Genomic DNA, 25,316 nt, shown 5'->3' on the forward strand with positions numbered 1-25,316 from the left:
ATATGGCAGAATATAAACCATTAGTAATAGAAGTCGAACCGAAAAGCATGCCTGCCGGCGTGCAGACCAAATGGCAGGACTTTACGGCACATATGCCGATCTTTACACGCGATATCATTACGCCGGCCATCAGTCTGGAATCGGGCGATGTGAATGCCATTGTTTCAGGCGTGCCCACAGCCTATGCACGTGCCAACCTCTTCAACCTTGCTATGAACTATGGCAAAGGAAACAATGAGGGAGCTCTAAACCTGAATGCTTATTATGCACAACTGGCCAGTGAGTGGCGTGGTTTCATTGCATGTATTGCTCTTGATCATCAGCGTATTGAGGTGGAGCGCGTGAAACTGGCTTATAGCGATGGCAAAGATTTTAAGGAAACAGCTAATATTTATGAGCCAAAGGGCGCCTTTGGTAATATGCTCTTTGACCGTAAAGTGCTTTGGAGTGACCTTGAAGCCCAAGGACCTGAGCGTGGCATTCCTTTTATCGATGTTATCAAGTACGACGGTAAGGTTGTTGGTGCTACTTCACCAGATAGCCTGTTGTTTACTTCCGTTTCTTATAAGGTGCAGCCTGGTAAGGAACGTCCGTTCGTAGATTTTGCTTCAGGGCGTTTCATTGATCCGTTGAAGAACGATATGGTGGCTCATCAGACTTTGTCACTATATGCTTATGTACGTCATCTCATAGATAATATAGATAAATTGTCTGCTTATTATGACGGACTGAAATCGCCTCTAGGTCGTGATCTGAAGCCGAACTATTCAAATTTGGTAAGCGTTCTGGAGTCATGGAGTACCGAAATTGCCAAGTATGCCGAAGAACGTGGCTATAAACTGGAAACTGCAGCAATTCCTCAGGTCGAGACTTTCAAGAAGCCATTCTCGTTGGCATTCAATTTCAAGAACCAACTCTATGGTATCAACGGTACCATCGTTACAGAATATCGTGATGGCGCTATTGAGTTTAATCCTAAGGAGTTGATGTTGCCAAGTGATGCCGAGATAGCACGACTGATTATTCAGGGAGCTATGAAAGAAGGCGTTGACCGTACGTCTAAACTGCCTGTCTATGTGATGCCGGCAGAAAAGAAAGACCGTACAGGTGCTGTGACCGGTACTGCATATTTTGCCCTTCCATTGAGCACATTGGGCGTTAGCGTTTTTGGTGATAATATCGGCGCATTGGTGGGACAGGCTTCAACAGGATCTGCTATTAAATCGCAGATGAAGGCTGTGTATTTTGAAGATAGTGAATACAATAATCTGGAGGTGAAACTTACTCTGCAGGTAGAAGACGGAACTACACAGGAAATTCCAGTCGTTTATACTGTTAAAGGAGTGATCCGTAATGCAGATATCATTATCTGGCCAAATTTCATTTCGAAGCATTGGAACCGTTACTATCTCTATTCTGAGATGCCTCATTATACTTTCTCACAGGACTTCCCCTTCCGTGCCGTTCCTTTTGTAGGTGATAAGGATAATGAGTTCAGTATCATTACTGAGGATGATGAAACACCGCTCTATTTGGCAAAGGCTAATAAAGCTCAGAGTAACGAAACGAAGAATGTGAAGGTAAATCTTCATATTGAATCAAACGATAAGACAGCTGGTAATAAGTATAAGTACGAGATTTATGAGTCTAACCAACCTTATAAAGGCTTGAAACTGACAACATCGAACGATAAGCATGCCGGCTTCCTAATTGTTCGCTACGATGTAAATATCAATTCAGAGTATCCCCATATTGTTACTGAGGAACCTCGGAACAAGGTACGTGTGGGTGTTGACTTTGGTAGTACAAACACCTCAGTGGCTTTCTGCAACAGCAATACAGGAGAAGTGTCGGGCTTGCAGTTTAAAAACCGTCGTGTGTCACTTCTTAGTATTGGCGATGATGAAAACGGCGTGGCAGACGAGAAGCATCTGTTGTTCTTCCAGTCGAATCCCATCCGTTCAAATGCTATTAAGAGTGTGCTGACACTTCACGATCCCAACCGATTGTCAATGACCAACGGGGCATTGCTCACTACAGAATTGCGTCAGGTTGTTAAGGGCGGATTCCCGTGCTTCAGCAGTAACTTGCCTATTGCTTCGGTAACTGAGAAACTAATCCAGTTGAACTGTGCTAAGTGTGGCCCTGTGAATCAGGTGCACAATATGAAGTGGGTTGATGATGATATTGATAAAGCATATAAGGTAGCTTTCTTGTCGTCGTTAATGCAGCAAGTATATGCTGAACTCTTTGATCGTAATGAACGCTTCTATCCTGAATGTGTTATTTGGTCATTCCCGTCAGCTATGAGCAAGAGTCTTTTGCTTAGCTATGAGGATATCTGGAGCGAATTAGGCAAGAGCAATCCGCTGACGCCGAAGATGATTCCCGATATCAATGGCATGCAGGTGAATGCATTCGCCTTGAAAGTGTCGAGTCATACTAACAAGGATACTGATGAAGCACCCTCTGCCTCAAGTGGAGGAAATAGTGATCCTTTCGGTGGAAGTAGTGATCCTTTTGCAAGTAATGGCGGATTCGGTGCCGACCCGTTCGCATCTAGCAACGATCCTTTTGGTAGCAATAATGGATTTGATAATGCTCCTGATGCGTTTGGTGGTAACAACAATACCGACTTTGGCAATAGCGGTGATGCCTTCAATGCCGCAGGTGGTGTTGGTCAGCAGAATGCAGCCAAGCCGTCTTTCATTATTGATAATGACGATGCAAAGATTGAGTTTGATGTTGAGAAGATAATTGGTGATAGAGCCGAGGTATATCAAAGTATGACTGAAGCATGTGCAGTGGCCAACTATCTCACTTCCACCAATATACCAGTAAACGATCGTAATACGTTGACTGTTTGCTTTGACATTGGTGGTAGTACGACCGATATTTCAGCCCTCACTCCGTTAGAGAATGGCTCAAAACTCACGATGATTAAGCAGAACTCTATTCGTTTTGCAGCTCAGCGTGTGTCACAGGCTACCAAGTTCTCGACCAACTTCCAGAAAGTGCTGCTGCAGACATGTGATAACTTCGGTTTGAAAATACAGGGCCTTAATCTCATGGAGTCGAAATTCTCTCCTGCTACAGCACCCTATTATTTCGAACAGATGGTTGACCGGTTGACTGCCGAACAGTTACCGTTCTTCTACAAGCAGATCGCTATAAACTGTCGCGATTTGTTTAGCGTGAACCTCTATGTCACAGGCCTGATTATGTACTATGCTGGCATGATTGTGAAAAAACTCATCAAGCAGGTGCGTAACAGTAAGGAGTGCTCTTGGCTTGCAATGGGTGGTCAGCCTGCTAAGCCCAATGTTAATATTGTATTTGCCGGTAAGGGCGCCCGTATCATGGAGTGGCTCAGTATTGCAAACGGCCAAAATCAGGCTATGGAGTACTACCTGAATATGTTCATGGGCGGTATGGGCGGTAAGCAAGAGGCTGCCCAGTATCTGCCAGGCTATCCTCGAATTGTATTCCCACAGGCTGGTTATGTTGATGTGAAATACGAAGTCTCAAAAGGACTTACCATTAAGAATACTTCACTTTATCGCCCGAAGAACGAGTCTCCAATGGAAATTATTGGTGAAAGTGGTTTCAGTCTGAATGTTGATGGCGAAATGAAGCCAGTAAACTACGACAATACTATTACACCTGATATGATTCGCTTTATTGGTTCGCAGTTCTATACCAATCAGGCTGCTGGTGATAAGTTTGTTGCTTTTGTGAAGTACTTCTACACTTTCGCAAAGGATAATTTCAATATGAATATGCCGTGGCAAATGATAGAAGGTGGATTGCGTAACATGAATATTACAAGCTATATTCAGAATCTGCCAGAGTATCATAAGGCCAAACAGAGTAAAGGAGGCTTCGACTTCGTTGCTCCGATTATCATTTTGGAAGGCATGAAGTTCTATGACGAATTCTTATTAAAAGGAATTAGTGCACAATGAATTGTGGATTTTTAATTAAGTTGTCAGGAAATAAAATATCTTTCCTGTACAACAAAGCTGATAAGAATGGTCTGTTCCCTTTCGATGGGAACAGACCTGTTCTGCCTTTAGCCATCCTTCGAAAAGAAAATGAATTGGTTATTGGCGATGCCGCTCTGAAAGCTCATCAGACGGGCTCTTCTGATGCTTTTGTCGATGTGTTGAAAGATGCTAAGCGGCCAGGAACATTCAAACTGTCGGGCAAAGATTATGCCTATGGTGAACTGCTTTTGCTTGCTATTGAGAAACATATTAGCGAGTTTATGCAGCAGGCTTATCTTTTGCAAGGTAAGACTTATGATGATTTGAAGCCTGAACTGCCCATTGGATTCTTGTTTAATGACTGTGTTACTGAGGCTGATCAGGAATATGTGATGCAGAGTTTCGAGAGTCATGGATATGGAAATGTAAGTAGGATAGATTTTAGTCCCTATCTTTTCAATAACTTCCGCACACCTCATGTGTTAGTCGTATCTGGTGACGGACGTGATATTTCTCTTCGTCTCTATGACCGTGAACAGGCGAAAGTTGTGCAGCAGCGTCTTCTTCCTGGTGCAGGAATAGATCCACGTGTGAAAGCTGTTGCCGAACTGTTCTACAACAATCTCACTCCAGCAGGTGCTTCAAGAGATAAGGCCATGCCTAAATTGGAGATAGAGGCAATGGAAGTGTTGGAACGCAATCCTGCCGAACATGAAAGTGCTATCAGTATTGATGGCATGCACTTCGAGTTCTTTACTACCCGTCGTGAGATAGAAATAGCGTCGGCAAACATTGCCAATCAGTCGGAAAATTTAGGGATTGCTGAATTTCTCCATGAAGCAGGTGCCGATTTGGGAGATTGTTCAATGATCGTGTCGCCTGAGTTGGCTGCTAATACTTATTTCCGCAATGTACTGAAGAGCACCTTCCCTGAAATCAAATTCGTTGACGCTTCAATTGAGAAAGAAGTGCTCAAAGCTATTGATGCCGCTATGCGTGAAGGTGGCTTCAACATGCATAAGTTTGGCGATGAAGATAACAATATCGTTTCTGATGGACCCGTTGTGAAGCATCAGACCGAGGATGGCGTTACCATTCTTGGCAATAAAATGGCCAAAAAAGATATAAAGGGAGAGCCTCATTCTACTTATATCATTTTTAATGTTATCGTTCCAAAAGGTGCCAGCTTTGTTGAAATACGTCGTCGTGACCATAAGGCGCCGAAGGAGGAGGAAAAGCTGATCGTTCGTCTGGCTCCTACCTATGATGATGCAGATGACGAGAATCGTACACTCGTTCCTACAGAGTTTACCGATCAGGGTCTGAAAGAGTTGACGCCTTATCGTTATAACTTCGTGGCCGTTTATTTCAATGAGTATGGACAGGAGTCGCATACAGCAGATTTGGAACTTGACTATCGTACAGTTCCTGATGTGGTGACCAACGAAAAGCCTATTGCCTTATTGGTGACCAATGATACTGAGACAAATGCTACGTTGAAGTGGTCTGTGCCAAAGCGTGCTAAGCTGCGTATTTTCTACAGCGATTCTCCTTTCACTCAAAAAATAAATGATGTAATCATTGACGAGTCTGAACTGCCTGGCATTGATCTTAATGTTGATGATGCTGAGCAGCAGTATATCGTAAAGAAAGACTTTCATGGTGAGCATTTCTTCCTTCCCGTTACTATTCGTAATGGCCGTATGGTTGCCGGCGACCCTGTTTGCGTACAGTCTAAGCCGCAGCCTCGTGATGTTAAGGCAGTCTATGTGAAGGAGGATGATGTAGTACGTGTAGAGTGGGAGTGGGGAAATTTGCAAAATGTGCAGGTCACCTGGCAATATCCAGGCGACAATCGTACACCTGTTGATGTTCCTCTGAGCAGTGAGGGACGTATAGATGTTGCAAAATCGCCAAAACAGTCTCAGGTTATTGTAGAGGTCCGTTCTACGTTTACCAGTAAAGTGGATGGTCAGCAGGTGGGTAGTGTGCCAGTAAAACGTACCGTTTCTATTCCGGCTGCCAATATTGATTTGGTTAGCGTGAAGAAAATAGCTAAGGGTAAATATAACTATACTCTTGGTACGCTGAACGAAGTACCAGTACCCTGCGACTTGCGCTTATTGGTGAAAGAAGGTGATGCAGATTTTGATAATCCTGACAAGCGCTTCGATATCAAACGCGAATTCTGGCAGCAAGGTAAAGCCTCAAAGCAAATTGATTTCACACCTCGCAGTGAATATTCCGATATCTATTTCCGTGTCGTTAGTGCTGATGAGGCGTCATTAAGCCGCATTAATTTCGTCGCTTCTGAGCGAACTCTTTTGGCTCCGGAACGTACAGAAAAGCCAGCTACTGCAAAGGGTAAAGACGAGACTCCTACTTTCTCAGACAGAAGTGTTGAACATGAAGAGTCATCATCTTCTCCTAAGCGTCCTGCGGATACACCGATATCTTCGGGAACGGGTAAAGGAAACAGTCATACGTTCCGCAATTTTATTATTGGTTTGCTGTTGTGCGTCGGTGGCTACTTCGTTTACAACAACTTTATGGGTACCAAGGAACCACAGCAAGAAGAGGTGGTAAATGTTGATTATACCTCTGTTTCGCTCAATCCTTCCGATGTTACGCTGACTGTTGACGAGACTTATAGCGTAGTGGTAACTGGTGAACCTCAGGATGCAAATGAAACGTTTTCTTGGGAATCCAAGAATACTGAAGTGGCAACCGTATCTGCTGAAGGAATCGTGACAGCAAAAGTGGCTGGTCGTGTGGAGATTGTTGGCACAACTTCGCGCTCGAATAAAACGGTGGTCCTTAATGTAAGGGTTAAAGCCAAGAAAGCTTCTAGGACATCACAGCCCCAAAAAGACGAACCGGCTGTCGTTGATAAACCTACTCCTAAGCATGAGGGTGGTTTCACTTTAGAAAAGGTTAAAAATAATAGCACCCCTCAGCCGGCCTCAACTCCATCTGAAAGTAACTCCAGTGGAACAGGTTTTAAGCTTGAAAAGATTAAGAACCAATAGCTTTGAGAGTCTCTTTTCTATTGGATAAAAAAGAAACAGAGCATTTCCGTTAGTAGGAGATGCTCTGTTTTATTTATATCTGCTAATGGTTACTTCTGTTTCAGCAAATCGCGAATCTCGGTCAGCAGTTCTTCCTGGGTGGGACCCTTTGGAGCTTCAGGAGCGGCTGCTGCAGCCTCTTCCTCTTTTTTCTTCAAGTTCGACAACTTATTGATACCCTTGATAAGTAGGAAAATACAGAAAGCCACAATTAGAAAATCAAGTGTGGTCTGTAAGAATGCGCCATAATTAATAGTTACTGGCTCCTGTTCTGGGGTGAGAGGATTTACGGGCAATTTCACACTGAGATCGGTAAAGTTTATACCGCCAATCAGCCATCCAATGGGCGGCATAATGACATCGTTTACCAATGAACTTACGATTTTTCCAAATGCACCGCCAATGATTACACCGACAGCCATGTCCATCACGTTGCCACGCATGGCAAATTCTTTGAATTCTTTAATAAATCCCATAGTAATACTCTTTAGGTTGTTGTTTAAATATAATAAAGAAATCTATTTATTGACTTTTGCAATCTGCGTTTTGCAATCTGCTATGTCGATTTTGGACTATTGCCCATTTTGTTTTTCAATTTCCTTTTTTCAATTTTATTAAGATTGAATTTTGATGCAAATATAGGAAAAAAATAGTAACTTTGCGCTCGAAACAACAAAAAATTGTATTTAAAGTATTAAAAAAATAGATTATTTAGTTTTAAACCCTTTAAATAAACAAGTAAAACAATGACAAAAGTAGCTATTAACGGCTTTGGCCGTATCGGTCGCCTCGCATTCCGTCAGATGTTCGAGGCTGAAGGTTATGAAGTAGTAGCAATCAACGACTTGACCAGCCCCAAAATGCTGGCTCACCTGCTGAAGTACGATACCGCTCAGGGTGGTTTCTGCGGCAAGATTGGTGAGAACAAGCACACTGTAGAGGCTGGTGAGGATTACATCGTAGTTGATGGTAAGAAGATCACTATCTATGCTATTCCTAACGCTGCTGAGCTGCCTTGGGGTAAGCTGGATGTAGATGTAGTTCTGGAGTGCACAGGTTTCTACACATCTAAGGAGAAGGCTTCTGCTCACCTCACTGCTGGTGCTAAGAAGGTTGTTATCTCTGCTCCTGCTGGTAACGATCTGCCTACTATCGTTTACAATGTAAACCACAAGACTCTGACTCCTGCTGACACTGTTATCAGCGCTGCTTCTTGTACAACAAACTGCCTGGCTCCTATGACAAAGGCTCTGAACGACCTCGCTCCAATCCAGAGCGGTATCATGACAACTGTTCACGCTTACACAGGTGACCAGATGATCCTCGACGGTCCTCAGCGCAAGGGTGATGTTCAGCGCGCTCGTGCTGGTGCTCAGAACATCGTTCCTAACTCAACTGGTGCTGCTAAGGCTATCGGTCTCGTTATCCCCGAGCTGAACGGTAAGCTGATCGGTGCTGCTCAGCGCGTTCCAACTCCTACAGGTTCTACCACTATCCTGCACGCTGTTGTTAAGGGTGATGTAACTGTTGAGAGCATCAACGCTGCCATGAAGGCTGCTGCTAACGAGAGCTTCGGTTACACTGAGGAGAAGCTTGTTTCTAGCGACATCATCGGTATGAAGTTCGGTTCACTCTTCGACGCTAACCAGACCATGGTAAGCAAGATGGAGGACGGCAACTCACTCGTACAGGTTGTTTCTTGGTACGACAATGAGAACTCTTACACTTCTCAGATGGTTCGTACCATTAAGTACCTCGCTGAGCTGAAATAATCTTGCTCAGAACTTAATAATTGCAAATACATAAGCATTAATACAATGAAAAGCCATTCTGCATTCAGCAGGATGGCTTTTTCTTAAACCAACCAATCTTTTTCGTTAAAATCATAGCGTTGTTTCTCTTTAATATGAGAAAATTATTATTTGTCTTATTGACTTTTTTTGTTACGTTAGCCACACTTTTTGTCTCTTGCAATCAATATGTAAGTTCTCCTGTCCCTTTGTCGGAAATAGAGAAAATCAGTAGTCGATTGGCTGAATATCGCATTCATCGAAACTATTCTGATGCTTTCCTATTGATTGATAGTGCCGAACGAGTTGGAATTATGTCCAATTCGATGGCTAATGGTGAACGAGGATGCCAATATGCCGAAAATCAACAGTTTGCCATTGCTGAGCCATTGCTCTTTAAAGCAGTAAACGATAGAGATTTAAAGCACAATTTCTATCACTCTTATCTGAACTATGCTGATTTCTTGGTATATAGTAGGATTAAGACCTATAAATATCATGAAGCTTTGACGTTAGCTCAGCAAGTGTGTAGCGAGACTCGCTACAGCAACTCGCTCCCTGAACAGCTTGCAGCCTTGCAGATGTATGCTTATATAGGTAGCTGCAATGTTCGTCTTCATAATTTCAAAGAGGGTCGCATTATCGGCGATAATGTCTATCTCATGTGTAAAGATTATGAGAAACGAGACACCGTTGCTGCCGAGAAAACTTTTATGGCTATTATAACGATGTTGGAGGCCTATATAGCTATTGACAATTGGATGGATATGGACACTTGGAGTGTTCGTGCCTTCGAACAACTTGACAAAGTTCCGCAATATCGTTTTAATCCGGATGAATATGATCATTGGTCTGGCTATCTGTACTATGTGCGCAGTATGGCATTGGATGGACAAGGGCGTAAAAGTGAAGCTGCAGAAGCTTTTGAGAAATTTTCTAACACTCACTTCAGTGAGGGACTTGGCGGTTTGAATGCTGTATATTATTTGGCTCAGAGTAAACAGTGGACACGTTTGGAACCATTGCTTCCCAGATTTGATTCCCTTCAAGCAAGTTTTGGCTATAAGATGATGCCTGAAGTGTTGGATGAACGTTATCGCTATGCCTATGAAACCTATCGCTATCTGGGTCGTAATGAAAAGGCTTTGGCTGTTGCCGATTCTGTGTTCTTTCATTTCAGAGAGGCCATCGAGAATAATCATGACTGTAAGGCAGCTGAACTGGCAGTCATGTACGAGGCTCAGGAGAAAGAGCGTGAGCTGAAGGAAAAAGATTCTATGTTGTCTCGTGTTTGGACAGGGGCTATCGCAGGCTTATTGCTACTGATGATTGGCTGCCTGTTTGTAGTTATCATGGTTCGCCGTCGTTCTGAATTGCGATTGAAGGAAGAACACCAGAAACTGGTAGCAGCCTACGATCAGCTGATGATAGCCAACTCAAAGGCTGAGGAATCGTCTAAGATGAAGAGTATGTTCATTAAGCAGATCAGTCATGAGATTCGTACCCCATTGAACATCCTTTCAGGTTTTACCCAAATACTTACAAATCCAAGCGTTGAACTGGACAGTAATACCAAGGCCGACGCCTGTCGTACCATACAAACCAATACCACGCGTATCACTAAGCTGGTGAACCACATGTTGGAGTTAAGTGATATCTCCAGCCGTTCTGTTGTCGAACGAACCGATAAAGTCTCTGTACGCCGAATTGGCGAACAGGCAATTATCGATTCCGAGATACTTAACAATCCGTCTGTAAAGTTTAGCTTTCCCGAAAATCCTGCAGTTGACGAACAGGTGATTCTTACCCATTCTCGTTCGGCTGTTCGAGCTTTGACCATGTTGCTCAACAACGCTCAGAAATTCCTTGGAAAGCCACATGCCAAAGTGTCAGGAACAGTTACTCTTCATATAGAGTTGGACCATCGGGCCTCTGTTGTTCTCTTTATTGTTGAAGATACGGGTATTGGCGTTCCCCCGCAAGAAGCTGAACACATATTTGAAGAGTTCGTCCAACTGAACAATTATTACGATGGAACGGGCATCGGTCTTACTGTGGCTCGCAATTCCGTTCGTCGCATTGGCGGTGAAATTGTCTTGGATACCACTTATCAGACAGGTGCCCGTTTCGTTATGTCGCTTCCTTTGTAGAAGTGATAGGGAATATGGTAATTGTTTAGTTTATTTCAAAACTTCTTTTCGTCCGTCTATGATGTATAATCCTGGACGTGCTGCATGTGCGGAGAGTTTTCTGCCCGTTATGTCGTAAATAGTATTCTGACTCATGTGGGGTTTAGAAGAATACTCGCGTATGCTGGTTGTAGTGGCTTCCTCCTCTGCACATTTGTATAGGCGGAAGTTGTCTATTTTAAACCATGTCTCTGTGGGCGCATCGCAGGTGCTCACACCGATGTTGAGGCTTTGGGGCTCCAGTATCTCGAAATCCAGTACCAGTGGCTGCATAGGGTAGGTGTCGCTCACACCGGCAGTGGGTAATTGGTCGCGGAACAACACCTCTTTCTCACCAGCAAAGAGACATTGCTTGCCCAGTCGCAGAGTCGTAGTGCTGCGATTGCTGGCTTGCATGTCAACCGTTAACCGATAAGTTCCCTCTGGGAGAGAACTTATCGTTTGGCTGATTACGGGCTTTAGTGTTGTGGAACCATCCCATACACCGAAGATGAACTGTCCGTCGGTAGCGGCTGGATCGCCGTTTCCACCGCCTTGGTTCACACCCCACCATGTGGTATTGCTATTCACTGTCCAACCGGTTGGTGCCTGTTGGGTAAGAGTGCGACCATCTGCTTCAAAACTGGGGTTGGTAATATACTGGTTGGTCACATCAATCATTGCTGTGGTTTTGATTCTACCCTTCAGCTGTACTTTCTGTTGAGTGCCGTCATAGTTGATGGTAGCGTCAAATGCAGTGGATTCACCGTCACCGAATCCCTTTTCCGTGCATACACGTACTATACGGAATGTACGCTGTTGCAGCATACCAGGGAACGCACCCTTGCGTTCGCCAATGGTAAGTGTCTGCGACTTCTCGTCCCAGGTAAAGGGAATTTCTGTGTATTCACCCTCCTTATAGCCATATCCGTCAAGTGCGTCTTCATAGAGAGTGAACGAACCATTGGCACCAGGATATACGCGAATTTCCAGATTGTCCCACTGCTTCTCTGAACTGTATTGTACCTCAGGTCCCCAAGGTAGGATAGTTCCGGCAGGGATGTAAAGGGGCATGATGTCGGCAGGAGTCATTCGCTTGATGTTCTGACCGCCTTTGTTAGCCTCACCTGTCCAGAAGTCGTACCACAGCGAATCCTCTGTTGGCAGGTAAATGTTGCGACTGGCTGATTGCTCAGTAACCACCGGTGCCACAAGGAAGGCATGTCCTAACATGTACTGATCTTTTACGTCACAGCATTGGGCATCGTCCTCAAAAGCTACAGGCATTGACATCATAAATGTTTCGCCGTTGTTCACCACCTGATGGGCGGTGCTGTAGAGATAAGGGAGCAGACGGTAGCGCAGGCGGATGTAGCGAAGGATATTGTTGTAGTCGCCTTGTGCATCGTCCTTTGCACCAAACTGCCATATCTCGCGTGGAGTCTGGTCGCCGTGGAAACGCATCATCGGACAGAAGGCTGAGAACTGTGTCCAGCGGGTGTAGAGGTGACGCCATGCGGCATTGTTCACACCACCGTTATAGCTGCCAATGAAGAAAGCACCTGTATCACTGTTCCAATAGGGCAGACCTGATACTGATAGGTTGCAAGCGGCAGGAATCTGTCGGGCCAGTGTTTCCCAGCTTGAAGTGATATCGGCACTCCAAATAAATGCACCAGTACGTTGCATGCCGAGGAAGGCTGAACGAGTGAGGATGCTTACACGCTTGTTGCTGAGCTCTGTCTGATTCAAATGATGATCGTACACACCCTCTACATGAGCCAAGGGGAAAGCATTGCGAAGTGAACGGAATGTGCGTCCGTCCAAATCAGTCACATAGTCGTAGTCGGTGGTCTTATTGCTGAAGTCGTCGGGCTCTGACGAATCAAGCCACAAGGCATCGATGTCTTTGTTCATCAGTCCGTTGTACAGATAATTCCAGAAACGGTCACGCGTGTTCTTGCTATACACGTCATACGGTCTCGTGGCCTGTCCTGTAGGATAACTCTGAATAGGAATCAGTCGGCCAGCATCTCCGAACTCCTTGTACTGTTTGGTGTCAGGACCGAAGTTGGCCCATACACTGATCATCAGTTTGGCATTCATCTGATGCACCTCATCTATCATACGCTGGTATTCGCTGTAGTTGGGATTCAGAAACTCCATGGCGTTCCACATGTTGTCGCCGCCCCAGTACTGCCAGTCCTGTACCACACAGTCCAGTGGTACCTGTTCTTCGCGATAGCGCTTTACCACGTTGATTACCTCCTGGGCACTCATATAGCGCTGTTTGCTCTGATAAAGACCGAAGTTCCATAATGGAGGCAACTGAGTTTCGCCTGTTAGGTGGCGCAATGAGCGCAGCACATCGGCCGAGCCATTGCCCACCAATACGTAGTAATCGATTGCGTCGCCTGTCGATTTTAGTGTAGTGGCATCCTGATTATCTGAAAATTGTGTTGGTGAGTAATTATCCCAGTAGAAACCGTAGCGGCGTGATGAGTAGAAATAGGGGATGTAAATACTACGGTTGTCCTGAATCATGGACAGTTGGGTGCCGCGCATATTCAGTTGTCCGTTCTGAATTTGGCCCAGTCCGTATATCTGTTCGTCATCGGCCAGGCGGAACGTCTGTACCAGTTCAAAACTGTCGTTCGGTCCATCCTTTGTTGGCTTGATGATGGTAGCAGTCTCAGTCAGCAGTTGCTGGCCGTTCGTACGATAGATGCATACCAGTCCCTCACGCAGATTGTACTCTACACGGGCTTTCAGACTGTTTACTACAACCTTACCGTCTTGCTCTTTAATATCCAACTGAACATTAGCATCATAATCGGCCTTAACAACCAGACTCTGGGGAACTACTACATTGTCGAGCCACTTGCTGACACGTACCACAGAATCGTTCACGAAGCAAATGCGCACTGATTGATTGTCAAGCAGTGCTGTAATGCCATCCCCGTTCTTTACATAAGAGAACGCACGCGTAGCGCGTATATAGTTGTCGAGTGCCTGTTGCAAGGCTTTCATCTCAGTAGCGGCATCGCCCAAGTTGTTGATGCTTAGCGTCCCGGCAATCGTTTTTGCATGGGTAATAGCCGTTTTCAGTTCGTTCTGTACAGACTCCGTGCCAGCGCGCTGGGTGAGCGCCTCTTCTGCTTCTTTGATAAGGGCGTTAAGTTCTGCCACAGCTTTGCCCACTAATGCCTCGTCTGTCAGTCCTAATGTGGTCTTCACGGCAGGGTATTTAGTAGCGATGGCCACATCGCTGTAGTAACCCACATCGCTGATGGTTCCGCTATTGCCGGTGGCTGTCAGTCCCATAGCCAGTATGAATCCGGTTCCCTCACTCTTCAGAACCATCTGTTCGGCTCCAGTGTTGAACCCCGCAAAGAGCGGTTCCTGTCCGCGAATGTTCCAAATGAATATCTGCTTGCCATTATCGCTGACCACGAAGTCGGCTGGTACCTGCGATCCGCGATTCCATCCGTTGATCCACCACACGTAGCTATCGGCAGTTCCTGTTTTGAGTCCTGAACCCACCACGGTGAACCATTTGTCGTCGCTGGTGATGAAATACTTGTTGTCGCACTCGCTGCCCATTTTGAAAGCCACGTTGTTCTGACCACTGGCTTTCACAGTGAACGTCTCATCCGTGTAACTGAACACAGACTGAGGAGCTCGGTTGTTGTCGGTTGAGGTGTACTCGTTTGGATGGAACTCATAATGAGTTTGAGCCATCACGGTGCTGCCGGCCCACATGGTGAAGGTCAACAGGCATGTTTTAAGAAAAATAGTTGTTTTCATTGATGGTGTTGTTATCGGTTGGTTAAACATTCCGACTGCAAAATTAGCCGAAATGCCCCGTTCCATCGCAACACAAATGTTGATTCAGATAGTAGAAATGATGAATTCAACGCCTATTATAGGCCTGTTCAACAAATGTTATCCTTTGTAGTCAGATGGTTTGCATCCGTATTCTTTTTGGAAACATTTGCTAAAATAGCTGGTCGAACCGAATCCCGTTTGCTCGGCAATCTCAGTGATACTTTTGTCGCCGGTTAGAATCATGTCGGCTGCGTGTTTTAGGCGTATGTTGCGAATGAATGATACGGGCGATTGCTGGGTGAGTGCCGTCAGTTTCCTGTACAATCCTGTTCGCTCCATGCAAAGGTCGGCAGCCAGTTGTTCCACTCCATAGTTTGGCTTTGACAGATGTTGTTCCACCAATAGCGTAGCCCTTTCAATAAATTCGTTCTCTTGTGGTGAAGGTTCATTGTCGGCATGATGCTCAATGGTCTGCCCTGCGGAATCTTCGCTCGTGGCAATCCGAACCTGTTTGCGTCTGGTTCTGATCACTATCGTCATCAATCCTATACCAATCACAATGAGGAGTAGGCCTGTCTTTGTCCATATAGAGTTCCACCAGGTTTGTTCTGTCTCAGTATCAGGTTGGGCGAATGGGGCCTTTTCATCGTCGGTCGGATTGTCGAACATGCCGCTCTGAGGCGAACTGTATAGCAGACCGTCGTGATACGTGCCCAGCCATATTCCGCCTTCGCGGTCCTGGTAGATGGTGTTCGCTCCTGTTGAAATGGTCGAGCCGTCGGGCAGCGTCAGGGTTGTGATCAACTCCCATTCGTTGTTGCTCAGGTTCATTCGCAGATATCCCTCGGCGGTAGAAATATAGGCTATGTCGTTTGGAGTAACGATGAGAGTGTGCAGGTAGAAATCAGTTTTCAACAGCGTCTTCCACTGGTTGCCGGCAGGGTCGAAACAAAGGAAGATGGATTTTCCGTTGCCTCCTGTCCTTACCTGATAGAAACGGTCTTTTGAATGCTGTACTGTCGAAGTGTTTGCATATTGTGAAATGTAGTTGCCCTCATAGGCTGCTACCTGCATCAATTTTTTGTCCTCTTTCAAACCGTACACGATTACTTGCCCGTTGTTGAAGAAGGCATAGAGACGGTCTTTCCACACATCAATGTTCTGGACTATACTCTTGTCCTTGGGCAGTTCGAGGCGATGTTTTCCGCAGTATAGTATTCTTTCTTTTAGTGTCCATAGCCTTCCAGTTGAATCATAGAAAAAGTCATCGGCCCCATGAGGTATTACAGACTTGATGTGTTTCCTTCGGTTCAAGTCGTAGCAGGCCACTCGTTGCCAGTCTTTCACCCATAGACGGTCCAGACTGTCCACTATCAAGTTGGTGGCTCCGTAGTATCCAGGTAGCTGCTGCCAGTGCTCTTCCGTTCTTTTGATGTGTTCAAAACGCCCGCCATTATAAATATCTATGGTGTGTTTTGTCACAATCAGCATACGGCCGTCAGCCAACTGCGTCATCTGCAGTACGGTGTCGTTGGCCAATCCCTGTTTCTGGCCCAACAGACAGAAAGTGTTTTCTGAGGCCATTCCAGTTACCGTTGCCAACAGCAGCACGAGGGTGATCCATATCCTATGATTTGTGAATGCCAGGTTCATAGTTATTGTTTTGCGTGCAAAGATATGCATTTTTTCTGAATGTCATCATTTTTTGTCAGCTAAAAAAGAATATTTGTCGTTCCGGGCATCAATAGTAAAAACGGTTGTCGAATTCTTTCAAAGAAATTCGACAACCGTTTTCTAATGGATCAACTTAAACATTTCTGTGCTTATTTGAGATGTCGCATCACCTTCCTGAAGTAACTGTCTGTACTTTTAGTAGAGTAGCATGGACCTCCATTCCATGAGCGAATAGCTCTTTCTACGTTGTTTGTTTTGTTGTGGTGCGACTGAATCAGAAGGAACATCTCTTTTGATTTTTCAATGCTGTATCGGTCGTTCAGTGAGAATCGTTTGTCACTCTTGCGTTTATCTAATATCTTGTTGCATTCCTTCACGAGGATGGGAGTGATTTGCATAGCGCCTACTGAGTTGCCACTCACAGCGTTCGGATTTCCTTCGCTTTCAACTTTAATAATGGCCTCCATAATGGGAGTCCAGTCGAATTGTTCTTTTTCTGAGTCCTGATAATTTTCATTATTACTATCAATTGGAGCCGAGGCCGCCAATGGAATACTTACTATGAAGGTTAGGCTCAGAAAAGCAATCTTCACAATGTTATTCATCATATTTATATTGGTGTTCTCGTCACGAGAAGTAGTTTATCCGCTGATTTCAAGTGCAAAGATAAGTAAAAATCAAATACTGAACAAGAAATAAATGTTAAAACTTTAAGGTGACAGCCATTTCATTAACTTTAATCAAGCAAATAAACCCATTTTTTGAAAGATTTTTTGATAGTAATTTGCTTTTATTTATTACATTTGCAGGGACATATGAAAAGACTCATCACCATACTTGGACCAACTGCCAGCGGAAAGACTCCTTTGGCTGCTTCATTGGCGCGTAGAGTAGGGGGAGAAATACTCTCGGCCGACTCGCGGCAAGTGTACCGTAGGATGGATATAGGGACGGGTAAGGATCTGAGCGACTATGCAGGGGTGCCATATCATTTGATAGATATTTGTGAACCCGGTACCAAATACAATCTTTTCCAGTATCAGCAGGATTTTTTCGATGCCTATCAGCAGATAGAGAGCCGGGGTGCCGTGCCTATCCTTTGTGGTGGAACAGGACTGTATATTGAGGCTGTGTTGAAGGGATACAAACTCTCGCCTGTGCCACAGAACCAGCCTTTGCGTGACAGGTTGGAAGGAAAGTCGCTCGCTGAACTTACCCGAATGCTGGAGGAACTGAAAGCCAAAAACGGCTCTAATATGCACAACAAAACCGATGTCGACTCCTGTCAGCGTGCTATTCGTGCCATTGAGATTGAGACTTACAATCTTGAGAATCCGATGCCGTGCAGAGAACTGCCGCCTATCGACTCCCTTATCATTGGCGTCAACATCGATCGTGAACTGCGACGCGAGAAAATAACCCACCGACTGAAAGCCAGATTGGAAGAAGGGATGGTAGATGAGGTGAGAGGGCTGCTGGATAGCGGTATTCCAGCCGACGACCTGATATACTATGGCCTGGAGTATAAGTTCGTAACCGAATATATAGTAGGTAGGCTGAGCTATGACGAGATGTTCCGACAGTTGGAAATAGCAATTCATCAGTTTGCCAAGCGCCAGATGACTTGGTTCCGTGGCATGGAACGCAGAGGCTTTACTATTAATTGGATAGACGCCACATTGCCAATGGAAGAAAAAGTTGAAAAGATTTTGGCGCTTCTAAATATGTGATTTTAAATAATTATTCCTCATATAACCTTTTTTCAGAATGGCAGTAGAATCAACACGATGGGGCATACTTTTCTGTCCGAAAGCGGGGGTAGCCAACAAGCGCAAGCGTTGGGAACGACTGAGACAAGTGCTCGACACAAAGGGCGTAAGCTATGACGTAGTGCATAGTGAGAGTTCGGACAGTGTGGAGCGATTGGTGACAATGCTTATATCGAATGGCTATAAGACCATCATCATCGTTGGGGGCGATTCGGCTTTGAACGATGCTGTGAACTGTCTGATGAAAGAAGAAAAAATCGTTAGAGACGAGATAGCGCTGGGCGTGATTCCTAATGGCGTGATGAACGATTTCGCACGATTCTGGAATTATGATGAGAATAATGATGAACAGACTGTAGATTGGTTGGTAAAGCGTCATGTCAGGAAGATTGATGTGGGGTGTATTCGCTATACGAACAAGGCCAACGAGCGATGCCACCGTTATTTCCTGAACTGTGTGAACATCGGTATGACGGCCGATATCATGAACCTGCGCCGACAGACCAGAAAACTGTTCGGCTCACGAATGCTGTCTTTCCTGTCGTCGTTGGTAGTGATGCTGTTCCACCGCATGGACTATAAGATGTTACTGAAAATAAACAGTGATGTGGTTGACCGTAAGGTGATGACGGTGTGTGTGGGTAATGGCCCCGGTTATGGACAAACCCACAGTGCTGTGCCTTACAACGGCTTGCTTGACGTGTCGGTAGTATATACTCCGGAGGCTATACAAATACTGTCGGGTCTTTGGCTGTTAATCACTGGACGTTTTTTGAACCATCGCTCCGTGCACCCTTATCGCACACGCGAGGTGGTGGTTGAAGAAGCCAAGAAAGCCCTTGTAGGAGTAGATGGACGACTCATGAAAACTCCTGTAGGCGGATACAGAATACAAGTAGAACAGGAGGTCATCAATTTCCTGATTCCTAATTGATTCGTTTATTGAATCGCAAAATGTATTTTATTGCGCATTAATTCTTCTTATATTGGAAATAAGGTGAATACCTATTGAAATAAATTATAGCTATAATTTTTCGAATTTTAGCTATAATTGTCGGGATTATAGCTATAATTTGTTTCAGTCGAATAATTGTTTAAGTAGAAAAGACGTTCTGTTATCAGGTAATAGATAACTTGTTCCAGATTAATTGAATGGAGGCTAAAATAAATTTTGGCCATTATTCTCACAATTTTGGCCAAAATTTAAAAAATAATGGCCAAAATTCTAAATGGTGGGTTATCCCCTGTCAGAGATTAGCTGAAGTTCGTCAATGTTGATGAACTTGATTTTTCTTCCTTCAATAGAAATAAGACCTTCCTGTGCAAACGACGATAGCGTGCGGATGGCATTACTGGTAGTCATGTTCGACATCTGCCCCAAGTTTTCACGACTCAGATAGACAGAGAGCGTCTGTCCGTCTTCTTCCACGCCGTATTTCTGTCTCATCGTCAGCAAAGATTCGGCCAAACGGCCGCGGATGTGCTTTTGGGTGAGACTTATGGTTCGTTCAACCGAGAGATCAAGTAAGGAAGAAAGTTCTTTGAGGAAAAGCATGGCAAAATCGCTGTTCTCCCAAATAAGGTGAAAAAGGAGACTTACAGGAATTCGGGCCACTAATGTGTTGGCACCTGCAATGGCCGTGGAATGATAGTAGCCTCCAGCAATGGCAGCTGCATAGCCGAATAGTCCACCAGGTTCTACCATGCGAACAATTTGCTGCTGCCCGCCAAGACCGTTGCGGAACAATGTTACTTTGCCCTGCATCAGAAAGTACATGTGAGTGGGACACTCTCCTTCATGATACAGAATCTCGTCACGCTGTAGTTCGCACGTGGAAATGTTTTCGACAAACAGCTCGCGCTGCTCGTCAATCAACGGGTCCCAGAGTATTGAAATGGATTTGGCTGTTTCCTCTTTGTCAAATTCTTTTTCCACCATGTTTCTATAGCTGTTTTAACGGTCGGCAAAATTAGTAAAAAGCTTTCAGATGTCCAAAAAAATAGCCCCTTTTGTGCTTTTTGGTTGAAAAAATGAAAAAAGATAAGCTTTTATTTTGTCATAATCTGAAAAATGCTTACTTTTGAAGGCAATCTAAAATCTACCTTATTATAAATTAAAACAAATAAAAACCTTAAAATAGGAACTATGAGTTATTTGCGATTTGAGAAAGCCGTGATGACTAATCTTGAGGAGTCACTACGCCGCGAATTGCTCCGAACGAATCGTTCAGGTGCCTATAGCGCTTCGACATTGGTCGATTGTAACACGCGCAAGTACCATGGACTGTTGGTGGTCCCTGTGCCTGAGATTGACGACGAGAACCATGTGTTATTGTCGTCGTTCGACTGTACGGTGGTTCAGCACGGAGCTGAATTCAATCTTGGACTCCACAAGTATCAGGGCAATAACTACAGCCCTAAAGGGCATAAGTACATTCGTGAGTTTGATGCCAGTCTGGTACCCACTACTGTTTATCGTGTAGGTGGTGTGGTATTGAAGAAAGAGGCTATTTTTCAGGCTTATGAAGACCGTATTCTGATTCGCTATACCTTGGAGGATGCACACTCGGCAACCACTTTGCGTTTCCGCCCATTCTTGGCATTCCGCTCAGTACGTCAGTTTACTCACGAGAATAGCGTGGCCAGTCGTGACTACCAGAATGTGGAGAATGGTATTAAGACCTGCATGTACAGAGGGTATCCTGATTTGTTCATGCAATTCTCAAAGAAAAATGAGTTTATTTTCCAGCCCGACTGGTATCGTGGCATAGAATATCCGAAAGAGCAGGAACGTGGATATGCGTCTAATGAAGACCTTTATGTACCTGGTTATTTTGAAGTGCCAATCAAGAAAGGAGAAAGCATTATCTTTGCGGCCTCTACATCACAGACAAAAACCAGTACGCTGAAGAAACTGTTCGAAGAAGAACTGTCTGTTCGTGTTCCACGCGATAATTTCTACCACTGCCTGGTTACTGCTGCTCATCAGTTCCATAACCGTAAGGCCGACGATACTCGCTATCTGCTGGCAGGATATCCCTGGTTTAAATGTCGTGCACGCGATACATTCATTGCACTGCCAGGACTCACTCTGGCTATTGACGAGCCCGACTATTTTGAACTCGTGATGCAAACGGCTGAACGCGGACTGCGTGAATTCATGGAAAACAAACCGTTGACAGTCCAGATATACGAGATGGAACAGCCCGATGTTCCCCTATGGGCCATCTGGGCTATCCAGCAATATGCTAAATATGTAGGGCGTGATGAGGCTTTTGCCAAATACGGTAAACTGATTCAGGATATTATCCGATATATCATGGCCAACAAACATCCCAACCTGCGTTTGGATGACAACGGACTCGTATATTCAAACGGTCGTGACCATGCTGTGACCTGGATGAACTCGACTGCTAACGGCCGTCCTGTTGTACCCCGCTCTGGTTATATCGTTGAGTTCAACGCACTATGGTATAACCTGATAAAGTTCGGTGCCTCGTTGGCCAGTGAAAAAGGCGATACTAAAGGTGTTGCTGTACTGGAGAAACTTGCAGAAAAAACCAAGGCATCGTTTGTTGACACCTTTGTGAATGAATATGGCTATCTGCTCGACTATGTTGACGGAACCATGATGGACTGGAGTGTACGTCCTAATCAGATATTTGCAGTGGCACTCGACTACTCACCATTGTCGCAACAGCAGATGAAGAGTGTAGTCGATATATGTACGCGCGAGTTGCTCACACCAAAAGGACTGCGTTCACTCTCACCAAAGAGTGGAGGCTACAATCCTATGTATGTGGGTCCCCAGACGCAGCGTGACTATGCCTATCATCAGGGAACCGCATGGCCTTGGCTGGGCGGATTCTATATGGAGGCTTGCCTGAAACTGTACAAACGTACACGCCTGTCGTTCGTTGAGCGGCAGATGGTGGGATATGAAGATGAGATTGACTATCATGCCATTGGTACTATCTCAGAACTTTTCGACGGAAATCCGCCTTTCCATGGACGTGGCGCCATGTCGTTTGCCATGAATGTGGCCGAGATTCTGCGTACGATGAAACTTCTCGAAAAATATTCATATCAAAAATAAGGAGGGACGACTATGAAAGTTTTAATGTTTGGATGGGAGTATCCTCCTCATGTATTCGGTGGACTGGCCACCGCAAACTATGGTATTTCTGAAGGCTTGAAGGCTCAGGGCGACATTGAGACAGTACTCTGTTTGCCACATCCCTTTGGCGATGAGAGTCAGCATGCCTGTCGCATCGTGGCTATGAACGCAGTGCCTATTGCCTGGCGCGATGTGAATCGTGATTATGTGCAGAGCCGAGTGGGAAATATCATGGATCCCGACTATTATTTCAAGTGCCGTGAGCATCTCTATGCCGACTTCAACTATATGAATGTCAACGACCTGGGATGTATGGAGTTTGCCGGAGGATATCCGGGTAATCTGCACGAAGAAATAAACAATTATTCGATTATTGCCGGTGTAGTGGCAAGAACAGAAGAGTTCGACATTATTCATGCTCACGACTGGCTGACATTCCCTGCCGGCATTCATGCCAAACAGGTGAGTGGAAAACCATTGTGTATCCATGTGCATGCTACCGATTTCGACCGTTCACGCGGAAAGGTAAATCCAACGGTTTATTCCATTGAGAAGAACGGTATGGACAATGCCGACTGCATCATGTGTGTATCAGAACTGACCCGCCAGACGGTTATCAATCAGTATCATCAGGACCCACGCAAGTGCTTCACGGTTCACAATGCCGTTTATCCTTTGCCTCAAGAGTATCAGGACATTCCACGCCCAGATCATACAGGAAAAGAAAAAGTGGTGACTTTCCTGGGACGTATCACGATGCAGAAAGGTCCTGAATACTTCGTTGAAGCTGCTAATATGGTGCTCCATCGCACACGTAACGTTCGTTTCTGTATGGCAGGTTCAGGCGATATGATGGATGCAATGATTTATTTGGCCGCCGAACGAGGCATTGCCGACCGCTTCCACTTCCCCGGTTTTATGAGAGGTAAGCAGGTGTACGAGTGCCTGAAAGCTTCCGATGTGTATGTAATGCCATCAGTATCCGAACCGTTTGGTATCTCACCGCTTGAGGCTATGCAATGCGGAACGCCTACTATCATCTCGAAACAATCCGGATGTGCTGAAATCCTTGATAATTGCATCAAAGTAGATTATTGGGATATTCATGCATTGGCCGATTCCATCTATAGTATCTGTACCAACGATTCGTTGTTCCACTACTTGAAGGATGAGGGAAAGAAGGAGGTTGATCAGATTACATGGGAGAAGGTAGGCCGCTGGATACGTACTCTCTATCTACGCACCCTTGGTTGGGAAAATTGAAAAATGATAATTGATAATTGAAAATTGATAATTATGAAAACGATTTGTTTATATTTCGAGATACATCAGATTATTCATCTGAAGCGTTACCGTTTCTTTGACATCGGTGCCGACCATTATTATTATGATGACTACGAGAATGAGCGTAGCATCAGCGATATTGCCGAGCGCAGCTATATGCCTGCGTTGAACACCTTGTTGCAGATGATCAAGGAGAATGGCAATTATTTTAAAGTGGCGTTCTCACTCTCGGGTGTTGGAATAGAACAGTTAGAGATGCATGCCCCACAGGTTCTGGAGAAGTTGCAGGAACTGAACGAGACCGGTTGTGTGGAGTTCTTGGCTGAACCTTATAGTCACGGCCTTTCTTCATTGGCCAATGAGGAAAGCTTTGCTCGCGACATCAAGAAGCAATGCCAGAAAATGGAAGAGTATTTCGGCAAGAAACCGACTGTTGCTCGCAACTCGTCTCTTATTTATAGTGATGATATCGGTGCTCAGATTGCAGCCTTAGGTTTCAAGGGTATGCTGACGGAAGGCGCTAAGCATGTTCTGGGATGGAAATCGCCCCACTATGTGTACAATTGCAATATGGCCCCCAATCTGAAGTTGCTGTTGCGTGATGTTGAACTGAGTGACGATATTTCACTGCGTTTCAATAATGCCGAGTGGGAGGGCTATCCCCTCTTTGCCGATGCTTATATTGACCGTATTGCCCGTTTGCCAGAGGAAGAGCAGATCATCAATATCTTCATGGAACTGTCGGCTTTGGGTATCGCCCAGCCGTTGTCATCGAATATCCTCGATTTTATCAAGGCACTTCCCGTTTGTGCTAAAGCAAAAGGTATCACCTTCTCTACACCAACAGAAATCTGCATGAAGGTGAAGAGCGTTGGTCAGTTGGATGTGCCCGACACATTGTCATGGGTAGATGAGGAGCGCGATGTAAGCTGCTGGTTAGGTAATGCCATGCAGCGTGAGGCTTTCAATAAACTGTATAGTGTGGCCGACCGCCTGCTTATTGCCAATGATCCACGTATCAATCAAGACTGGGACTACCTGCAGGCATCCAACAACTTCCGCTTCATGACCACAAAGCCATCGAATGTGGGATTGGATCGTGGTATCTATAGCGGTCCTTTCGATGCCTTTACTAACTATATGAATATCCTTGGCGATTTCATCAACCGTGTAAATGCCCTTTATCCACTCGAGATAGACAATGAGGAACTGAACTCACTGCTTACCACTATCCGAAATCAGGGTGATGAGATTGAGATGAAGGACAAGGAAATCATTCGTTTGAAAGCTCGCCTGGAGAAATTGGAACCAAATGCCGATAGTCCTAAGAAAGCCCCAGCAAAGAAAACTGCAGTAAAAAAGGCTCCAGCCAAGAAAGCAGCCAAGAAAGCAACTGAGCCTGCTGAGGCACCAGTAGAGAAAAAGGAAGATTAATTGTTGATAGAAAGAATCAATATTCTTACTGAAAAAATATTGATTTTGATTAAATACATTGAAAAGTCCGGCCAATATAGTCATATTGGTCGGATTTTTTCATTGTTTGGTTTGAATGTGTCATTCCGATGTAGGGAGATATGCTATCTTTGCATATATTATTATTTATATGGTGAAAGATTTTTTGTATATAATACG

General features: G+C 44.9%; 14 protein-coding genes. 9 read left to right on the forward strand and 5 right to left on the reverse strand.

The window, feature by feature from the left end; all coding sequences use genetic code 11:
* Window positions 1-2: 2 nt before the first annotated feature.
* Complete coding sequence (locus L6475_RS03405; RefSeq protein ID WP_237822508.1) at window positions 3-3,965, forward strand: nucleoporin; 3,963 nt, start codon at window positions 3-5, stop codon at window positions 3,963-3,965.
* A gap of 20 nt (window positions 3,966-3,985) precedes the next feature.
* On the forward strand, window positions 3,986-7,015 hold the full coding sequence (locus L6475_RS03410; RefSeq protein WP_237822510.1) for an Ig-like domain-containing protein: 3,030 nt from the start codon (window positions 3,986-3,988) through the stop codon (window positions 7,013-7,015).
* A gap of 89 nt (window positions 7,016-7,104) precedes the next feature.
* On the opposite strand, the gene mscL is transcribed toward L6475_RS03410, so the two are convergent.
* On the reverse strand, window positions 7,105-7,530 hold the full coding sequence (mscL, locus tag L6475_RS03415) for a large-conductance mechanosensitive channel protein MscL (protein WP_237822512.1): 426 nt from the start codon (window positions 7,528-7,530) through the stop codon (window positions 7,105-7,107).
* Between the two features lie 270 nt (window positions 7,531-7,800).
* Between mscL and gap the strand changes: the two genes are divergently transcribed.
* On the forward strand, window positions 7,801-8,826 hold the full coding sequence (gene gap / locus L6475_RS03420; RefSeq protein ID WP_237822514.1) for a type I glyceraldehyde-3-phosphate dehydrogenase: 1,026 nt from the start codon (window positions 7,801-7,803) through the stop codon (window positions 8,824-8,826).
* A gap of 257 nt (window positions 8,827-9,083) precedes the next feature.
* Window positions 9,084-10,994 carry a HAMP domain-containing sensor histidine kinase gene (locus tag L6475_RS03425; protein ID WP_237822516.1) on the forward strand — a complete coding sequence of 637 codons (1,911 nt, stop codon included), beginning with the start codon at window positions 9,084-9,086 and terminating at the stop codon, window positions 10,992-10,994.
* 30 nt (window positions 10,995-11,024) lie between these two features.
* Here L6475_RS03425 and L6475_RS03430 read toward each other — a convergent pair whose 3' ends face one another.
* The 3 genes from L6475_RS03430 to L6475_RS03440 all read right to left on the reverse strand — a co-directional run bounded on the left by L6475_RS03430 (window position 11,025) and on the right by L6475_RS03440 (window position 17,119).
* Complete coding sequence (locus L6475_RS03430; RefSeq protein WP_237822517.1) at window positions 11,025-14,819, reverse strand: TIM-barrel domain-containing protein; 3,795 nt, start codon at window positions 14,817-14,819, stop codon at window positions 11,025-11,027.
* Between the two features lie 138 nt (window positions 14,820-14,957).
* A complete protein-coding gene (locus L6475_RS14550; protein ID WP_370641637.1) occupies window positions 14,958-16,493 on the reverse strand; it encodes a helix-turn-helix domain-containing protein in 1,536 nt (511 codons plus the stop codon).
* Window positions 16,494-16,663: 170 nt separating this feature from the next.
* Complete coding sequence (locus L6475_RS03440) at window positions 16,664-17,119, reverse strand: transglycosylase SLT domain-containing protein (RefSeq protein ID WP_237823985.1); 456 nt, start codon at window positions 17,117-17,119, stop codon at window positions 16,664-16,666.
* A gap of 210 nt (window positions 17,120-17,329) precedes the next feature.
* On the opposite strand from L6475_RS03440, the gene miaA reads away from it, so the two are divergent.
* Window positions 17,330-18,244: a tRNA (adenosine(37)-N6)-dimethylallyltransferase MiaA gene (gene miaA / locus L6475_RS03445; protein WP_237822519.1), complete on the forward strand. Its 915-nt coding sequence runs from the start codon at window positions 17,330-17,332 to the stop codon at window positions 18,242-18,244.
* Between the two features lie 37 nt (window positions 18,245-18,281).
* Window positions 18,282-19,217 (forward strand): diacylglycerol kinase family protein, encoded by a 936-nt coding sequence (locus L6475_RS03450; RefSeq protein ID WP_237822521.1) that lies wholly within the window; start codon window positions 18,282-18,284, stop codon window positions 19,215-19,217.
* 303 nt (window positions 19,218-19,520) lie between these two features.
* On the opposite strand, the gene L6475_RS03455 is transcribed toward L6475_RS03450, so the two are convergent.
* Window positions 19,521-20,222, reverse strand: a complete 702-nt coding sequence (locus L6475_RS03455; RefSeq protein ID WP_237822523.1) for a Crp/Fnr family transcriptional regulator — start codon at window positions 20,220-20,222, stop codon at window positions 19,521-19,523.
* 207 nt (window positions 20,223-20,429) lie between these two features.
* Here L6475_RS03455 and L6475_RS03460 point away from each other — a divergent pair, with 207 nt between their 5' ends.
* From L6475_RS03460 to L6475_RS03470, 3 genes are read left to right on the forward strand one after another with little or no spacing between them, the layout of a single operon-like run.
* Window positions 20,430-22,379 (forward strand): glycogen debranching enzyme N-terminal domain-containing protein, encoded by a 1,950-nt coding sequence (locus L6475_RS03460; RefSeq protein WP_237822525.1) that lies wholly within the window; start codon window positions 20,430-20,432, stop codon window positions 22,377-22,379.
* A 12-nt stretch (window positions 22,380-22,391) separates the two neighbouring features.
* Entirely contained in the window at window positions 22,392-23,663 is a 1,272-nt protein-coding gene (locus L6475_RS03465) for a glycosyltransferase family 4 protein (protein ID WP_237822526.1), read from the forward strand.
* A 33-nt stretch (window positions 23,664-23,696) separates the two neighbouring features.
* A complete protein-coding gene (locus tag L6475_RS03470) occupies window positions 23,697-25,118 on the forward strand; it encodes a glycoside hydrolase family 57 protein (protein WP_237822527.1) in 1,422 nt (473 codons plus the stop codon).
* The last annotated feature ends 198 nt before the right edge of the window (window positions 25,119-25,316 follow it).

It is taken from the genome of Prevotella sp. E9-3 (assembly GCF_022024015.1).
Lineage (GTDB): Bacteria > Bacteroidota > Bacteroidia > Bacteroidales > Bacteroidaceae > Prevotella.